The organism is Dactylosporangium sp. CS-033363, assembly GCF_050942475.1.
GTDB lineage: Bacteria > Actinomycetota > Actinomycetes > Mycobacteriales > Micromonosporaceae > Dactylosporangium.
Genome location: NZ_CP192032.1, coordinates 1,088,940 through 1,105,754, shown reverse-complemented (window position 1 = coordinate 1,105,754; position 16,815 = coordinate 1,088,940). Strand labels below are relative to the sequence as shown.

Genomic DNA, 16,815 nt, shown 5'->3' with positions numbered 1-16,815 from the left:
GTGCACGGATTTCGATGCTCCAATTTCATGAGTCTTGTTTGACGCCCGGCGGGGTGGTCATACTCGTCCGCCATGGCCGTCTTCTTGCTCGTCGCGCACGGCTCGGCCGGCGACGTGCTGCCGTTCGCGCGCATCGGCGCGACGCTCGCCGCACGCGGTCACGACGTGACGCTCGTGAGCCACGCGCCGTTCGCGCGGCACGCGCCCTACGGCTTCGCCGCCATCGACACCGAGGAGCGCTACCGCGCGGACCAGGCCCGCTCGGCCGACCTGCTGGCCGTGCGCCGCCCCGACGACCTGCGCAAGTACTACGAGGACCGGGGCCTCTTCGACGAGCTCGGGCGCGAGGTCGCGCTGCTGGCCGAGCGGCACCGGCCGGGCGAGACGGTCCTCGTCGGCCGGCACACCTCGGCGCTGTCGGTGCTGGTCGCGGCCGAGCTGCTGGGCGCGCCGGCGGCCTGGGTCGCGGTCGCCCCGGTGCAGCTGATGGTGGCCCCGGTCGCCCGGATGCACGCGCGCAAGGGGCTGGCCGACGGCGTCGACGCGGTGCGGGCCGGCCTCGGGCTCCCGGCCGTCGCCGACTGGGCCGAGTTCCTGCGCGTGCCGACGCTGGGCCTGTGGCCGAGCTGGTTCGACGCGGCCGGCACCCGCTCCGGCGCGGCCCTGACCGGCTTCGTCGCCGGGGACGAGGACGGCGACTCGGTCGACCTGCCGGGCCGCCCGATCCTGCTCACCGGCGGCACCGGGCAGATGCTGCACCCCCGCTGGTACGAGGTCGCCCTCGCCGCCGCCGGGCTGGTCGACCACCCCGTCGTCGTGGTCGCGCCGGAGCCGGTCGCGGGCTTCCCGTGGTACCGGAGCCTGCCCTTCCCCTCGGCGCTGCCCCAGTGCGGCGCGATCCTGCACCACGGCGGGATCGGCACCGCCGTGCGCGCGCTGCTGTCCGGCACCCCGCAGGTGATCCTGGCCCACGGCGCCGACCGCCCGGACGTGGCCCAGCGCCTGGCCCGCCACGACCTGGCCCGCTGGCTGCCGGCCGAGCAGTGGACCGCCGAGGCGGCCGCCGACCGGCTGTGGGCGGCCCTGACCGACACCGGCTACCGCGGGCGGGCGACCGGCTTCGTCGAGCCCACCGCGGCCGGCCCGGAGCGGGCCGCCGACCAGCTGGAACGGATGCTTCACACCCGATAGGCGATGTTGAAGGTGTAGGTGTCGCCGCTGCGCGACACGACGTCGATCCGCACGCCGGTGGCCGAGTCCACATAGGACATCCCGGCGTCGTACGCGGCGTCGTCGAGCGGATGCTGCCGGCACCCGGTCGTGCCCGGCCGCGCGTCCTTGACCCGGATCGGCCCGTTGCCGGACGCGACCGCGGTGTCCACCGAGTAGATCAGCACGCCGGTCGTACAGGCGTTGGCGTCCACGCCCTGGCGGGACCGCACCTCGGCGACCAGCACGGTGGTGGCGCCGGTCTTGATGACCGTCATCTTGCGCCCGGCCCCGGCCTGCTCGACCGGCGTCACGGTGTCGGTGAACCGCCCCGGCGCGGTGACGCAGCCGACCTGGTCCCAGGCCAGCCAGTTCGCCTTCCACTTGTGCCACGCGAACCGGTCCGGCGAGGGCCCGGGAATCCAGCCCATGAGGTCCCAGCCGCCGACGAACCGGTGCGCGTCGGAGCCGCTGAACGCGTACAGGTCGGGCAGCCCCATCGCGTGCCCGGTCTCGTGGGCCAGCACCTTCAAGCCCCATCCGGCGTTCCAGATGTCCTGCCCGAACGTGACCGTCTTGCCCAGCGAGGTCCCGTCGCCGGCCGTGATCGCCCCCATGAACGTCGGCGAGAACGAGATCGCCGATGCGGCCCGGGTCGGCACGATGTAGAGCAGCTGATCCCCCCGGAACGAGGTGGACCGCCCGACCGCGGCCAGCGCATCGGCGATGTACTGCCGATGCGCCTCATAGGTCAGCCCGCGCTGCCACCCGTACGCGGTGGACGCCCGCGGCATGCGATAGAAGCGGCTGGTGTCGGCGTCGACCTGCAGGCTGAGCTTCCCGTACGACACGGTGGAGAAGAACTGCTGCCCACCCGGCACGACCTGCTGATACAGCGCCGTGGTGGGCCCGTTGGCGGGCGCGTCGGGAAAGTCCACGAAGATCATTTTCGCGGCGACGGTACCGCTCGTCGGCACGAACTGCCCCTGGTTCTGGATCCCCTCGGAGAGCGCCGCCCCGGTGGCCGGCAGCGCGCACCCCCCGGCCGGCACATCGGCATACGCGGGCCCCGCACCCTGCAACAACGCCGCCGCGACGACGGCCACTCCCCCAGCGACGGCAACGCGCCGAACCAGACGCGACATGCGCGGCTCCTTCGATCGTCGGGGCGGCGTTGGCGGCCGCCGCCCCACTGGCCGAAGCATCCCCCCATCAATCGCGTACCGTCGATGCCTTTCGAAACGCCGCCGGTGAAAGTTTCACGGCTGCCGCCTGCGCGGCCGTGCGCGCGGAGTTGAGGGCGACCTCGGCCAGCATCCCGGGCGCGGCCACGCTGTCGCCGACCAGCCAGACGCCCTCGCCGCGGTCGATCGCCGGGCGGTCGCGCCAGCTTGCTCCGGGCAGGTCGACGGCGCCCGTGCGGCCGTTGGCGAAGGCGTCGCGGCGCCAGGTCACCCGCTCGCGCCAGCCCGGCAGCGCGAGATCGGCCAGCGCCTCCGCGCGCGCGGTCGCGGCCGGGATCGGCTCGTCCGGGCCGGCCGGGAGCTCCAGCTGGACCAGGGCGTGGCCGGGCGGGGCGAGGGTGGGGTCGGGCTGGGAGTACCGCTCGACGAAGCCGCCCTCGTCCAGGTCCGACACGACGAACGGGTCGCGGCGGTCCGCGCGCAGGCCCAGGTCGATGAGCGCGGCGCGGCCGCTCGGCCAGCGCAGGGTGTCGTCGCCCAGCAGGCCGCGGGCCGCGTCCAGGCCGGTGGCCACGATCACCGGGCCGTCCGGCAGGGCGTCGACCCGCGAACCGGTGACCAGCGTGGCCCCCAGCCCCCGGGCGTGGGTGGCCATCCGGTCGACCATGGCCGACCAGCCGCCGTGCACGTACCGCACCGCCGGCCACGTCGGGGCGACCGCGCGCAGCAGGCGCTCCCACACGAACGCCGCCGAGAGCCGGCCCGGGTCCGCGGTGTACGTGATCACGCCGACCAGGCCCGCCGCGGCCGCCGTGGCCTCCGGGCCGAAGCGGTGGGTGGCCCAAGCGCCGAACGGCTCGTCGACCGGCGCGGCCAGGCCGCGGTGGCGGACCATCCGCAGCAGGGACATCGGCGGCAGCGCGCGGATGCGGCCGTCGCGGCGGAACCGGAACTTGGCCAGCTCGCCCGGGGTGGGCTTGCTGAACGGCTGCACGAGGCGGCGCTCGGCCAGCCACCTGAAGGGCTCCCCGTCGCTGTACAGCACGTGCGTCCCGTCATTCGCCACGTACGGCCCCGGCGTGGAGCGCGCCCGCCCGCCGAGGGTGTTGTGGGCCTCGTGCAGCGTGACCGTCAGCCCGCGCTCCGCGCACGCGATGGCCGCGGTCAGCCCACCGATCCCGCCGCCGACGATGGTGATGGAGTTCGTCATGCCGAGGCAGACGCGGCGTCTCCCTCGGAACGTGACACGTGCGCCAGCTTCTCCGGGTTGGCCACCAGGAAGACGGTGCCGATCCGCTCGCCGTCCAGGGGCTCCACCGAGAACACCAGGATCACCCGCCCCGCCGCCCGCACCACGATGGCCGGCACCCCGTTGACGTCCTCGATCGCCACGCCGAACTCGGCCGGGGTCGCCATCCCGATCGACTCCAGGAAGCGCTGCGCCCCGTCGTCGTTGGAGATGGAGGTGAGGAAGCGCCCCACGCGGTCCGCGCCCTCGATCACCCGCAGCGGCGCCTTGGCCCGGCCGCCGCCGTCGCTGACCAGGCGTACGTCGGCCGCGAGCAGCTCGACCAGCCCGGCCAGGTCGCCGCCGAAGCAGGCGCCCAGGAAGCGCTCGGTGAGCCGGCGGCGCTGGGCCCGGTCGGCCTCGAACCGGGGCCGCGCCTCCCGCACGTGGTCGCGGGCGCGCCGGGTGAGCTGGCGGGTGGCGGCCTCGCTGCGGCCGATGATGTCCCCCACTTCGGCGTGCGCGAGTCCGAAGGCCTCGTGCAGTACAAACGCGGCACGTTCCAACGGCGAGAGGGTCTCCAGCACGACGAGCAGGGCCAGCTCGACGCTCTCGGCCAGTTCGGCGCGGCCCTGCGGGTCGGGCTGGGTGCTCACGAGCTCGGGGAGCCAGGGGCCGGGGTAGGCCTCGCGGCGGGCCCGGACCTGGCGCAGGCGGTCGATCGCGAGCCGGGTGGTCACCGTGACCAGGAACGCCTGCGGGTTGCCGACCGCCGCCCGGTCGGCCGCGGACCAGCGCAGCCAGGCCTCCTGCACGACGTCCTCGGCGTCGGTGACCGTCCCGAGGATGCGGTAGGCGACGTCGAGCAGGCGGCGGCGGTGCGGCGTGAAGTCATCGGTGCCCATGCGTGACAAGACGGTACCTCGCCCGGACTCGTGACATGGGGGTGATGGGCCACTCCGCACCCCGGTGTCACCGTTGCTGGTCATGGGCATGATCCTGACCCTCGCGCTCCTGCTCGGCCTGGCCCCGGCCGCCGACTGCGCCCCGAAGCCGACCGTCGTGCTGGTGCACGGCGCCTGGGCCGGCACGTCGAGCTGGAACGGCGAGACCGAGCGCCTCCAGCGCGCCGGGTACGTCGTGCGCGCCTACGCCAACCCGCTGCAGGGCCTGACCTCGGACGCCGCCGGCCTGGCCGCGTTCCTCAAGACCATCGACGGGCCGGTCGTGCTGGCCGGGCACTCCTACGGCGGCTCGGTGATCACCAACGCGGCCGCGAGCAGCCCGAACGTCAAGGAGCTGGTCTACGTCGACGCCGCCGCGCCCGCCGTCGGCGAGACCACGGGCCAGCTCAGCGGGGCGGGCTCGGCGCTGAGCGGGCCGGCGTCGACGCTCTACGACAAGGTGGGCTCCGAGTTGTACCTCAAGCAGTCCGTCTTCGTCGGCTCGTTCGGCCCCGACCTGCCCAAGACCACGGCCAGGGAGCTGTGGGCCGAGCAGCGCCCGGCCGCCATGGCCGCCTTCACCACCCCGTCGCAGGCGGCGGCCTGGCAGAAGATCCCGTCCTGGTACGTCATCGGCGCGGCCGACCGGATCATCACGCCGCAGTCGCAGCAGGCGATGGCGAAGCGCGCGAACGCCAAGGTCCGCACCGTGCCGGGTGGGTCGCACCTCACGCTGATCACCCACCCGGACCCGGTCACGGAGCAGATCCTGGCCGCGGCGAAGGCCGCCTGTTAGAGCTTCACGACCTCGCCGCGCTCGGCCGACTGCCGGGCCGCCTCGAGGACCTTGAGCGCGGCGATGGCGTCGGCCGGGTCGACCGGGGCCGGCCCGCCGTCGCGCAGGGCGGCCGCGAAGCCCGCATAGAAGTCCTGGTACCGCCCGGCCTCCGTCGGCACCGTGCGGTCCACGCCGTCGTAGCCGGTGAGCACGCCGTACGCGCTCTCGGGCTCCCGGCCCCAGCCGGCCTCGGTGGGCAGCCGGCCGGCGCGCAGGGCGTCCTCCTGCACGTCGAGGCCGAACTTCGTGTACGCCCCGCGGTCGCCCAGCAGCCGCAGCCGGGGCGCGGCCTTGGCGGCCAGGGCGCTCATCCACAGGTGCGAGCGCGCGTCGCCCTCGTGCCGCAGGGCGACGAACGTGTCGTCGTCGACGGTGAGGCCGGCGCGGCGGGTGTGCACCTCGGCGTACACCTCGGTGGCCGGGCCGAGCAGCTGCAGCGCCTGGTCGACGAGGTGACTGCCGAGGTCGAAGAGCAGGCCGCCCGCCTCCGCCGGGTCGCCGCTCTCCCGCCAGCCGCCCTTGGGCACCGGCCGCCAGCGGTCGAAGCGGGACTCCAGGCGCAGCACCTTCCCGAGCTCACCCGCGGCGACGAGCTTGCGCGCGGTCAGGAAGTCGCCGTCCCAGCGCCGGTTCTGGTACACGGTCAGCACCAGGTTCCGCTCGGCGGCCAGCGCCGCGAGCTCCGCGCCCTCGGCCGACGTCGGGGTGAGCGGCTTGTCCACGACGACCGAGAGCCCGGCCTCGAGCGCGGCCCGGGCCAGCGGCGCATGGGTGCGGTTGGGCGAGGCGACGACGACGGCGTCGAGGTCACCCGCGGTCCAGAGGTCGTCGGCGCGCTCGACGAGGCGGGCGTCCGGGTACCTTTCGCCGGCACTCTTGCGCCGCTCGGGGTCGGACGTCACGATCGCGGCCAGGCTCAGCCCGGGGGTGGTGCTGATCAGCGGCGCGTGGAACGCCGAACCGGCCAGCCCGTAGCCGACGAGCCCGACGCGCAGGGTGGTGTCGCTCATGGGGCCAGTCTTCCAAATCGGTGGACGTCGCTTTAGAGTCGACGCGCGATGCCAGTGGGAGCCGGCGTACCGCGCCCTCGCCTGCCCCCACCAAGGAGTTTTCTCCCATGCTTCGCCGTACCGTTCTTCCTGTCCTGATCGCGGCCCTCGTCGCCGCGGTCGCCGTCGTGGCGGTCCAGCCGGCCGGCTCGGCCGCGGCCGCTCCCCTGCGGATCATGCCGCTCGGCGACTCGATCACCGCCGGCCCCGGCTGCTGGCGGGCCAAGCTCTGGCACCGCCTCCAGCTCGCGGGGTACACGAACATCGACTTCGTCGGCGGCGTCTCCGACGGCGGCGGCTGCAACCCCGGCTATTCGTACGACTTCGACCACGAGGGCCACGGCGGCTTCTCGGCCACCGGGATCGCCGACAACAACCAGCTCCCGCCCTGGCTGGCCGCGGCCCGGCCGGACGTGGTGCTGATGCACCTCGGCACCAACGACATGTGGGGCGGGTACATCCCGCTGGCCACCAAGCTCGCCGCCTTCACCAAGCTCGTCGGCCAGATGCGCGCCCAGAACCCCTCGGTGCGCATCGTCGTGGCGCAGATCATCCCGATGAGCGCGGCCGCGTGCGCCACCTGCCCGGCGGACGTGGTGGCGCTGAACAGCGCGCTGCCGTCCTGGGCCGCGGGGCTGACCACGGCGCAGTCCCCGATCACGCTGGCCGACCTGTGGACCGGCTTCAACGCGACGACCGACACGGGCGACGGCGTGCACCCCAACGACGCCGGCTTCGAGAAGATGGCGGCGTCCTGGTACCCGGCGGTCGTCCAGGCCTTGAGCGGCGTGACACCGTCGACGTCGCCGTCGCGCTCCACGTCCCCGTCGCCGTCGCGCTCCACGTCGCCTTCGGCCTCGGCCTCTACTACCGGTGGCGGCGGCAAGTGCACCGCCACGTACAAGGTCGTCTCGCAGTGGGGCGGCAACTTCCAGGGCGAGGTCGCCGTGACGAACACCTCGTCCGCCGCGTCGACCGGCTGGACGGCCACCTTCACGTTCGCCAACGGCCAGCAGGTCAGCCAGGTCTGGAACGCCACGGTGACGCAGACGGGCGCGGCGGTGACGGCGCGCAACGTGGGGTACAACGGCGCCCTGGCTCCTGGAAGCGGCACCTCGTTCGGCTTCCTCGCCTCGTGGAACAACAGCACGAACGCCGTCCCCGCGGTGAGCTGCACGCTGTCCTAGGCATGTGGGGCGGGCCGGACCAGCGCCGGCCCGCCCGAGCCTGTATCGTCCGCCGGTACTCTCACCGTGGAGGAGCGGCGACGTGCAGACCGAAGCCCTTGGCGAGCCCACGCTGGCGTCGCCGGCCGCCGACGAGGCGGACCGCAAGGCGACCGGCCGCCGGTGGCACGCCTGGACCGCGGCCGGCCTGGTCGTGCTGGGCGGCCTGATCCGCCTGATCCTCATCGCCTGGGACTGGCCGGAGACCAACAGCGACGAGGGCTACCAGGGCCTGCAGGCGCTGCACATCGCCGCCGGCACCGAGCGCCCCACGTTCTTCCCGGGCCAGGCGTACATGGGGCCGCACGAGGCGTACCTGGGCGCGGCCCTCTTCCACCTCTTCGGCAACTCGCTGTTCTCGCTGCGGCTCGGCCTGGTGCTGATGTTCGTGCTGTTCCTCGTGAGCAGCTACTGGTTCGCCCGCATCGTGTACGGCCCGCGCTGGGCCCTGATCTCGCTGGCCCTCCTGGCCCTGGGCTCACCGTACGTGCTGAGCCGCGAACTGACCGCCATGGGCGGCTACGGCGAGACCCTCCTCTTCTCCTCGCTGATGTTCCTGGTCGCGGCGCGCCTGGTGACGACCTACGAGCCGTACCGCGTCCTGCGCGAGCAGCGCTGGCGCCTGGCCCTGTACGCGGCCTGGGGCGTGGCGGCCGGCACCGGCCTGTGGGCCGACCTTCTCGTCGCCCCCTTCGCGCTGGCCTCGGGCCTGGCCCTGCTGATCCACTGCCGCCGCGAGCTCCTCCAGCTGGTCGCCCCGGTGTCCGCCGGCATCGGCCTGGTCATCGGCATGCTCCCGCTGCTGGTGTACAACCTGAACGCCCCGCCCGGCGGCGACTCCATCTCCACCCTGACCGTCCTGCGCGGCCAGGCCCCGGAAGGTCTGTCGGCCAAGGCCCACGCGGCGTGGAACGCGGTCACGCAGAGCGTCCCGATGATGACCGGCAACCCGGTGTGCCCGGTGGACGAACTGCCCGCGCTGAACCCGGTCACGTCCTGGTCGAGCGCCTGCTATGCGACCAGAGTCACCTGGGGCACCGGCTACATGCTGCTCCTGGGCCTCGGCACCCTGCTGGCCGTCTGGGCGGTCTGGCAGGCCTGGCGCCGCCGCGGCTCGGACCGGCCGGCCACCCTCCACCTGGCGATGCTGGTCGGCGGTTTGATCACGTTCTACCTGTACGCCAACAGCGACGCCGCGGTCGGCTACCCCGGCGGCCACTCGCGGTACCTGATCGGCCTGGTGGTCGCGCTGCCGGCGGTCTTCCACACGCTGGTCGCGGTGGCGAAACCCCGCGTCCTGCGCGTGGCGGGGGTGGCGATCCTGGCGGCGTACACGGCGGCCCTGGCCTTCGGCACGGTGCGCACGTTCATGGAGATCCCGCGCACCCACGCCGACGCGCTCCGCAGCACGGCCCTGGTGGAAACGCTGCGCACGCACGGCGTCAAGCACTTCTACGGCGACTACTGGACGTGCGCGCGGATCGCCTTCCGCGCCGAGGAGTCCATCACCTGCGGCGCGGTCACCGACACCTTGGAGATCGCGCCGAACAACCGGTACTACGACCAGTGGACGGCCACGACGGCCGACCCTCGCGCGGCATACGTCTTCTCGGACAATCCGTGCCGCTCCCTGCCGTACTACAAGTGCGACAAGCCGACCACGTTCCTGGAGATCGCCAACGGCACGTACCGCCTGCCGGTGGTCGAGGCCAAGCTGGAGAAGGCCGGCACCCCGTACCAGCTGGTGCACATCGACGGCTACGTGATCTACCTGATCTCCTGAAACCAGGCGCGCCGCCGATCGACGCATCCGAGGTAGCCACCGCGCAGCGGGCCGGCCCCGTCACTCCGGCGTGACCCCCGGGCTGTACTGCTCGATCACGTCGATCGACTCCCGGGCGCGCACCCGCAGCGCGGGATCGTCCAGCAGGCGCCGCAGCACCGGCAGCACCGCCTCCCGGTCGATGGCGTAGTCGGCCCGGGCGACGTGCCCGAGGCAAGTCACCGCCACCGCGCGCACCTCCGCGGCCCGGTCGCCCTCGACGAGTTCGAGCAGGAACCGCGTGACCCAGGCACGGTCGGGCTCGTGCCGCGTCAGCTCGAGCACCGCGCTCGCCGCGGCGTCGACGTTCTCCCCGTCGAGCAGCGCGAGCTCGCCGGCGCGCCACTCGGGCGTCGGCCCCATCGCCTCGAACGGGGACGGCTCCCGCGGCGGCGGGTTCCGCTCGAGCCACCGCTGCCACTCGCGCTCCAGCTCCTGCGGGTAGCCGGCGAACTCCGGCCCCTCGCCGGCGAGGGCCGCGGCGATCCACTCCCGGCCATCCGGCGTCGAGATGCCCCAGCGCTGCACGAGCTCCTGCCGCGCGCCGCGCTCCCGGCCGAGCCCGGAGTCCCGGGCCAGCGGCGCGAGGTTGTGCAGGATGTCGGCGATCATCCGGATCCGCCCGGCCGCCGCGGCCAGCTCCGCGGCGGGCGGCACCCGGCCGTGCGCGGCCGCCCCGGCCAGGTCGCCGGCGAGCGACCGGATCTCGATCGAGCCGCGGGTCACGATGGCCGCCGCGGCCCGCACCGCCGTCGCCCGGCCGTTGATGATCGCCAACGAACCCCCCTCTCGTCAGCCGCGTGGCGTGAAGTTCTTGATGAAGATCTCCGTTGCGTACGTGATGGTGCTCGTGCCGCTCCCCCGGGACGATGCCGCCGCCCGGGCGAGGAGCTCCGCCATCCGGTGGTTGCCCTCGTCGATCTCCCACTTGCCGGTCGTCTGCTGGATGAACGAGCCCTTGCGCGGCTGGAACACCGACCGGAGCAGTTTACTGTCGCTCCAGAACCTCTTCGGTCCCGCCTTGAGCCGGCTCTCGGCGGACTGGTTGACGTCGCGCAGGACGATGTCCTTGACCTCGCCGAGGGTGGTGTTCGCCGCCGGCCCCGGCTTGGAGAAGGCGTTCTTCAGACCGCCGATGAGCGAGCCCGCGCCCTTGACCGCGCCGGCCGTGCTCGAGGCGATGTTGCGGGCCTCGGCCCCCATCGCCTGCTTGCCGACCTGGACCGCGGCCTTCAGCCCGTCCCCGGCGGCCAGGGCCGCGCGCCCGGCCGTGACGCCGGACCCGACCATCGAGCCCAGCCCGCCGCCCAGCCCGCCGACCACCGCCCCGACGGCTCCGGTCTTGAGCATCCCGCCCCAGGAGAAGTTGCCCTTCCCCTCGACCTTGGTCTGATAGGCGTACGTCACCATGTTCGTGATCGCGCCCGCGAGCGCCCCGCAGGCCACCGCCCCGACGCCGGTGACCCCGATCGCCAGGTTGCAGACCGCGCCGGCGACGAAGCCGGCGGTGAAGCCGATGATCTCGGCCTTGTGCTCGTCGACCCAGTTGACCGTGGCCGTCTTCGCCTTCTGCCACCCGCACTTGATCGGGTGGGCCTTGCACCACGCCTTCTGCTCGGCCTCCTTGGCCCGCTTCTGCCGGTCGAGCTCCTGCTGGCGCAGGCGGTCCATCTCGGCCGGGTCGACGTAGCGCTCCATCGTCGCCGCGCCCGACTTGCCGTAGTACTGCTCGTCGGTCCGCTGGCCGGTCGGGTCGCTGTGGGTGACCGGGCTGTTCTCGGCGTAGGCGTAGGACTGCAGCTGCTGCGGGTCCTCGGGGTCGACGACCGGGTCGGCGGAGAGGAACCGGCCCAGGGCCGCGTCGTAGTACCGGGCGCCGATGCTGACCAGGCCCGTCGTCGGGTCGTTGGTGCCGCCGACGAAGCCCTTCTCGTTCGGCCACGTGACCGCGCCGCCGCGGGACTCGCCGAAGGGCTGCTGCCGGCGCACCGTCACCGCCTGCGTGGACGCCGCGACGGAGATGTCGCCGGTGCCCTGCGCGTCGGCCGAGAGCCAGGTGAGGCCGCCCGCGGTGCGCTGCCCGACGGTGGTGCCGCCGAAGCCGAAGTACCGGGTGCAGGTCTTGTTGGCGGTCGCGGTGGTGTACCGGACCTCCATGTCGGGCAGGTAGAGCGTCTTGCCGGTGCCGTCCTTGCGGATGAGGCGGCCGCCGGCCGCGTCGTACAGGAACGTCGTGCTGCCCGTGGCGTCGCTGACGCCGGCCAGGTTGCCCTCGGCATCCCAGGTCAGCGTCTGCGGCCCGCCGGCGCCGGGGCGGCCGGTGGTGTTGCCCGAGTTGTCGTAGCCGTAGGTCGCGGTGTGCGTGCCCGTGTCGTCGGTGGTGCTGGTGCCGGTGACGGTGTGCGGGCGGGTCGTGGTGGCCGGGGTGGCCCCGGTCGGGAACGTGTACGTCGTCGACCGGGTGCCGGCGCTGGTGCCGTACTGCGTCTGGCCGGTGCGCCGCCCGATGGTGTCGTAGTCGTAGTGGACGCGGTACGGGGCCGGGCCGCCCGTGGTCGCCGTCGGGCCGGTCGAGCAGTCGCCGGAGTTCGGCGTCCACGCGTCGGTGAGGCGCTCGTACCGGTCGTGGGTGAAGCACTGCGTGTCCGCGGTGCCGCCGGCCGGCGTGTCCGCGATCTTGCTGACCGAGCCGAAGTCGTTGTACGTGTAGTGCAGGTCCGAGACCGTGTTCGGCGACACCTGGTCGCGCTCGGTCTTCAGCCCGGCCAGCCGGCCCGTCTCCAGCTCGTAGGAGCGGCTGAGGTACGTCCGCGGGCCGCCGTTGTCGTTGTCGTCGGTGCTCGTCGTGCCGTTGAACAGCGAGTACTGCGTCGGCTGGGCCAGGGCGTTGAACGACGTGCGCTCGACCAGCCAGCGGCGCTGGTCGGCGCCGTAGAACGTGCTGAGGTTGTCGGTCATCCCCAGCGCGTTGTAGCCCGTCACGGTCGTCTCGGACTGCAGGTCACCGACCGCCGGGGAGCCGGTGCTGTTCACCGAGCCGTCGGGGTTGTAGCCGGTGTAGTACGTGTAGTCGCCGGCCAGGCCGGTCTCCGACGCCGGGATGGTGATGGTGGCGACGGTGGGCTGGTACTGGTCGTTGTACTGCACGACCGTCGACTTGTACTGCTGGCCGCTGACGTAGCGGATCGACGCGGTCAGGTTGCCCTTGGCGTTGGTGACGCCGTCCTCGAACTTCGTCGTGTCGTACGTCCAGCCCGCGAGCTGGTTGGCCGCCGTGACCGAGTTCTGGTACAGGCCGGTCTTGCGGCTGAGGTTGTCGTACGCGGTGATCAGGACCTTGCCGCGGGCGTCGGTCGTCTTCGTCGGGCGCCCGGCGTTGTCGTACTCCTTGGTCGTGGTACCGCTGTCCGGGTCCTTCGACGACGTGTTGCGCCCGCGCTGGTCGTAGTCGTAGGTCCACTCGTACCCGGCCGGGTCCACCACCTTCGACAGCAGGCCGCGGCGGTTGTACGTGTACGACGTCTTGTCGTAGCTGCTGGGGTTGGTGCTGAGGTGGTCCGGCACGCGCGTGGCGTACTGGCGCATCTCGGTGGTGCGCCCGTCCTCGTCGGTGACGGTGAGCGAGCCGGTGCCGCCCAGCGGCGGGGTGACCGCGGTGTAGTCGCCGCCGTAGTAGGTCGACGTGCGCCACCGCTCGGTGTTGTACGGCTGGAAGATTTCCGCCGTCTGCCGGCCCGCGCCGTCGAACTCGAGGCGGGTCTGCGAGGGGATCGTGAGCCCCTCGTCGACCGGCGCCACCAGCGTCGTGCCCGGGGCCGCGGAGGCGTCGTGGTAGGCCGCGAAGCTGCGCACGGCACGCCCGGCGGTGTCGTAGAACGAGTCGGTGAGCAGCCGGCCGCCGGACGGCGACGCGGCCTGGGTCTGCCGCTCGCGGACCAGGCCGTCGTAGAGCGAGTACGTCGTGTTGTAGCCGCCGGCCGGGTTGAGCCGCCGGCTGGTGACCGCGTTGACCCCGTCGGTGCGGATCAGGTAGTCGTACCGCGTGTCGGCCGGGGCGGTGTTCTTGTCGTGCCCGGGCAGCCAGACCGCGGTGAGCCGGCCGAGCCCGTCGTAGGCCATGTCGGTGCGCCGGCCGTTCTGGTCGACGGTGGCCGTGGGCAGCCCCCAGCCCGCCTCGAACGTGGTCGTCGTGGTCCAGGTGCGGGGGTTCGTGTCGATGGTCTGGGTGACCGGCCCGCTCGTCAGCGGCGTGTACTCGGTGGCCGAGTGGTAGTCCATGGCGTCCCACGACTCGAGGGGACGGCCGAGGACGTCGTAGGTGGTCCGGCCCACCTGGTAGTACGTCGGGCTGGTGGCGCTCCAGACGCTCAGGCCCTCGCTCTTGGTGACGTCGCCCTTGCTCGGAGCGGTGCCGAAGGTGGTGGCATTGTCGTAGTACAGGCGGCTGTCGCCGATGACGTCGGCCGCCGTGATCGGGCCGGCCGCCACCTGGTCACAGTTCAGCGCGAACGTCTGGGTGCGCTGCTGCGACGACATGAGCCAGACCGACGTGTTGCGGGGCTCGTACGTCGTGGTCGTGCACTGCTCGTCGCCGGTGACCGCGTCGTCGCCGTAGTCGGTCGCGGCGACGATCATGCCCATGGCGTCGAACGTGTTCTTGCTCGACGACCGGCGGTAGCCGCGGTTGTCGTCCAGCGCGGTGCGGTTGTGCACGGCCGCGGTGTTGGTGTATTTCGCGGTCGTGGTGACACCGTTGATGGTGCGGGTGGCGGTGGCCGCGGACTGCCACGGGTCGTTGATCGCGCCCGAGACCTCGGGGCCGCCGACGCCGTTGAGCGTCCGGGTCTCGCGGATCATCCCCGAGTACGCGTCGTCGTCCGGGACGCTGCCGCCCTGCGAGTCCACCACGTTCACCGTGCGCACACCCGAAGGCAGGTGGTCGCCGTTCATGCCCCGGAAGTACAGCGTCTCCGAATAGGTTCGCTCATCCGGGTTACCCGGCGCCGTCGGGGCCTCGCCGGCCGATGTGCCGACCTTCGCGTACCCGCGCCAGACGTTCCACGTCTTCTGATCCGACGAGATCAGGCCGTCGTCGTCCGCGTAGTGCCACGCCGGATCGCCGATATACGTGTACTGGTGCAGGACCCGCTTCGAACCGCCGGTCAGGTCGTTCTCGATGACCTTGTCCACGACGTACTTGTGGAAGTAGTCGGTGACCTCACCAGTGATCGGGTCGGGCGTCCACCGCACCGGGTAACAGCGCAGAGTGTTGTTCTCCGGCGACGCCGGCATCCTCGACCCGACGAAACAGTCCTTCCCCAGATACACGATCTGGATCTGCCCACCGGTCTCCGTGTTGATCGCCGTCAACCGCGACCAGTTCATCGACGGCGACGCATCCACCCCGTCGACCCGGTTCGCCATCTGCGTCGGCACGAAGCTCACGTCCGGCAGGTTCGTGGTCGTGCCGACGAGGCCGGCGTGCGCCACCTTGTCCAGCCACAGCCCCGCCCGGGTACCGTCCTCGGGGTCGGGGAACGTGTGGGTGAGCGTCCAGCGCTCCACATCCCGCATCGCCGGCGGCGTCGACGACGCCTCCCACACCTGCGTGGTGATCGACGCGAGGCGGCGGGTCGTCCAGAACGAGGGAGACGTCTGGGTGCAGGCGGCGCCGCTGTCGCAGTTGAGGTCCCAGGGCGTGTCCGGCCAATGAGCCTTGTCCTTGGTACCGCAGGAAGCCAGGCACCGGTCCGCGTAGTCGTAGTTGATCCGGGCGGCCGCATGCCCGCTGAACCCGGTGTCGGTGCCCGTGGTCCAGTCCCCCGCGGTGGTCAGGCTCTCGTCGCGGGTGCCGTAGACGACGTGGTCGAGGTAGCCGCCCCGGTCGTACTGCGTCGCCGTGCTGTTGTTCTTGCTGTAGAAGTTCTTGTCGACGCCGTACCAGTACGACATCGTGTTGCCGTGCGGGTCCACGACGTAGTCGAGGTTCCAGCGGTACGCCTGCGTGCATGACGACGCGGCGAACGTGGCCCCGTGGCAGGGCTCGTTGTTGTCGTTGCCGAACACCGGTTCGGTCCACGTCGACTTGGTCGTCGTGTTCGCCGGCGCGCCCGGGAGCACGTTGCGGCCGAACCAGTACTGCGTCCCGTTGACCGTGGTGACGACCCACCACTCGCCGTCATTGTCACCATTGGCCGCACCGAGCTTGTGCTCGATCCGCGACCCGTCATCGTTGCGCGGATGCCACTTGTTCGGGTCCGAACCGTCCTTGATCAGCTCGGACCCGGACCCGTTCAGGCTCATCGTCGCGTTGTCGGTCGCCCAGCACATGTCGCCGGTCTTCGACGCCGCCGGCCCGCCGGTCTTCGGGTCCTCCGCGCACGTCTTGTACCGCCGCTCGATATACCCGCTGGTGGAGAGCTCGAAGCCCTCACCCACGATCGACGGCTGATTGTTCGAGGTGACCATCCGCCCGTCGACCGACTGCGCCGAATACGTGATCTGCAACGTCGGCGACGGCCCGCCCAACGACGGCGGCGTCCGCATCGGGAACGACCACGAGAAGTCACCCGCCGACCCACCAGCCGACCACGTGCTCGACGACGACAGGCTCGTCGCCCCGTACGAACCCGACGCGCCAGAGTTGCCCGCGGTCAACGCGACCATCCGCGACGCCGACGACACCGCGACATCGGCGGTGACCGTGCCGGCCTTCGCATCGTTGTGACTCGGCAGATCCGTGCCCCGGCACTCCGCCTTTTCCGGCGTCGTCAACGCACACGCCGGCAAGTCGACCAGCTTCAACCGGGTCGACCAGTCCGCACCATAAGCGGTCGCGAACTTCCGATAGTCGACCTTCACGCCAACGGCACCGGTGTCCTGACCACCGTCGGACCTGCCCACCCTCAACAGCAGACCCTGAACATTCGCCCGCTTCGACGCCTGCTGGTCCAGCACCTCGACGTGCACCTTCGACGGGATCGGCACACTCGCCGCCCCGATCGTCCGCGCCTTCGCCGTCGTCGTCGGTGCCGTCACCGACACCGGACCACCCGCCACCAGCGACGCCGCCGGAGCCACGTCCGCCGACGACGCACCCGGCCACACCGGCGCCGGACTGTCCTGCGCCTTCTTCGTCGTGTCCTTGACCGGCTTCCCGGCCGTCACCGCCTTCGTCTTGACGCTCGGCACGTTCGCCGCCGACGCCGGCGTGAACGGCTTGGGCGGCCCGGCGAACCCGGGCGCCTGCGCGCCCAGCGACACCGCGACAAGGACCGGAAGGGCGAGGATCAACGCGCGCCGAGTTGTCCGCATG

General features: G+C 72.3%; 10 protein-coding genes. 4 read left to right on the top strand and 6 right to left on the bottom strand.

Annotation, left to right across the window (positions count from 1 at the left end; translation table 11 throughout):
• The first annotated feature begins 72 nt into the window (after positions 1-72).
• Entirely contained in the window at positions 73-1,191 is a 1,119-nt protein-coding gene (locus ACQPZ4_RS05115) for a glycosyltransferase (RefSeq protein WP_433056615.1), read from the top strand.
• On the opposite strand, the gene ACQPZ4_RS05110 is transcribed toward ACQPZ4_RS05115, so the two are convergent.
• From ACQPZ4_RS05110 to sigJ, 3 genes are all read right to left on the bottom strand, one after another.
• Entirely contained in the window at positions 1,179-2,354 is a 1,176-nt protein-coding gene (locus ACQPZ4_RS05110; protein ID WP_433056613.1) for a M6 family metalloprotease domain-containing protein, read from the bottom strand. The two genes, ACQPZ4_RS05115 and ACQPZ4_RS05110, sit on opposite strands and share 13 nt — an antisense overlap.
• A gap of 67 nt (positions 2,355-2,421) precedes the next feature.
• Positions 2,422-3,603, bottom strand: a complete 1,182-nt coding sequence (locus ACQPZ4_RS05105) for an NAD(P)-binding protein (RefSeq protein WP_433056611.1) — start codon at positions 3,601-3,603, stop codon at positions 2,422-2,424.
• The gene (gene sigJ, locus ACQPZ4_RS05100) at positions 3,600-4,526 is read right to left on the bottom strand and encodes an RNA polymerase sigma factor SigJ (RefSeq protein ID WP_433056609.1); all 927 of its coding nucleotides are present in this window, start codon (positions 4,524-4,526) and stop codon (positions 3,600-3,602) included. Before sigJ ends, ACQPZ4_RS05105 begins: the two co-directional genes overlap by 4 nt.
• 82 nt (positions 4,527-4,608) lie before the next feature.
• On the opposite strand from sigJ, the gene ACQPZ4_RS05095 reads away from it, so the two are divergent.
• A complete protein-coding gene (locus ACQPZ4_RS05095) occupies positions 4,609-5,361 on the top strand; it encodes an alpha/beta fold hydrolase (RefSeq protein WP_433056607.1) in 753 nt (250 codons plus the stop codon).
• Here the strand turns inward: ACQPZ4_RS05095 and ACQPZ4_RS05090 are convergent.
• Complete coding sequence (locus tag ACQPZ4_RS05090) at positions 5,358-6,413, bottom strand: Gfo/Idh/MocA family protein (protein ID WP_433056605.1); 1,056 nt, start codon at positions 6,411-6,413, stop codon at positions 5,358-5,360. The genes ACQPZ4_RS05095 and ACQPZ4_RS05090 overlap by 4 nt on opposite strands.
• 107 nt (positions 6,414-6,520) lie before the next feature.
• On the opposite strand from ACQPZ4_RS05090, the gene ACQPZ4_RS05085 reads away from it, so the two are divergent.
• Positions 6,521-7,639, top strand: coding sequence for a cellulose binding domain-containing protein (locus ACQPZ4_RS05085; protein ID WP_433056603.1), 1,119 nt, complete (start codon positions 6,521-6,523; stop codon positions 7,637-7,639).
• Positions 7,640-7,721: 82 nt separating this feature from the next.
• Positions 7,722-9,461: an ArnT family glycosyltransferase gene (locus ACQPZ4_RS05080; protein WP_433056601.1), complete on the top strand. Its 1,740-nt coding sequence runs from the start codon at positions 7,722-7,724 to the stop codon at positions 9,459-9,461.
• A 60-nt stretch (positions 9,462-9,521) separates the two neighbouring features.
• Here ACQPZ4_RS05080 and ACQPZ4_RS05075 read toward each other — a convergent pair whose 3' ends face one another.
• A complete protein-coding gene (locus ACQPZ4_RS05075) occupies positions 9,522-10,277 on the bottom strand; it encodes a hypothetical protein (RefSeq protein WP_433056599.1) in 756 nt (251 codons plus the stop codon).
• 15 nt (positions 10,278-10,292) lie between these two features.
• The gene (locus ACQPZ4_RS05070) at positions 10,293-16,814 is read right to left on the bottom strand and encodes an RHS repeat-associated core domain-containing protein (RefSeq protein WP_433056597.1); all 6,522 of its coding nucleotides are present in this window, start codon (positions 16,812-16,814) and stop codon (positions 10,293-10,295) included.
• Between the last annotated feature and the right edge of the window lies 1 nt (position 16,815).

Coding starts and splice junctions, on each gene's coding strand:
- ACQPZ4_RS05115 (WP_433056615.1), top strand. CDS start 73: ATGGCCGTCTTCTTGCTCGTCGCGCACGGCTCGGCCGGCGACGTGCTG.
- ACQPZ4_RS05070 (WP_433056597.1), bottom strand. CDS start 16,814: ATGCGGACAACTCGGCGCGCGTTGATCCTCGCCCTTCCGGTCCTTGTC.
- ACQPZ4_RS05105 (WP_433056611.1), bottom strand. CDS start 3,603: ATGACGAACTCCATCACCATCGTCGGCGGCGGGATCGGTGGGCTGACC.
- ACQPZ4_RS05110 (WP_433056613.1), bottom strand. CDS start 2,354: ATGTCGCGTCTGGTTCGGCGCGTTGCCGTCGCTGGGGGAGTGGCCGTC.
- ACQPZ4_RS05085 (WP_433056603.1), top strand. CDS start 6,521: ATGCTTCGCCGTACCGTTCTTCCTGTCCTGATCGCGGCCCTCGTCGCC.
- ACQPZ4_RS05090 (WP_433056605.1), bottom strand. CDS start 6,413: ATGAGCGACACCACCCTGCGCGTCGGGCTCGTCGGCTACGGGCTGGCC.
- ACQPZ4_RS05095 (WP_433056607.1), top strand. CDS start 4,609: ATGGGCATGATCCTGACCCTCGCGCTCCTGCTCGGCCTGGCCCCGGCC.
- sigJ (WP_433056609.1), bottom strand. CDS start 4,526: ATGGGCACCGATGACTTCACGCCGCACCGCCGCCGCCTGCTCGACGTC.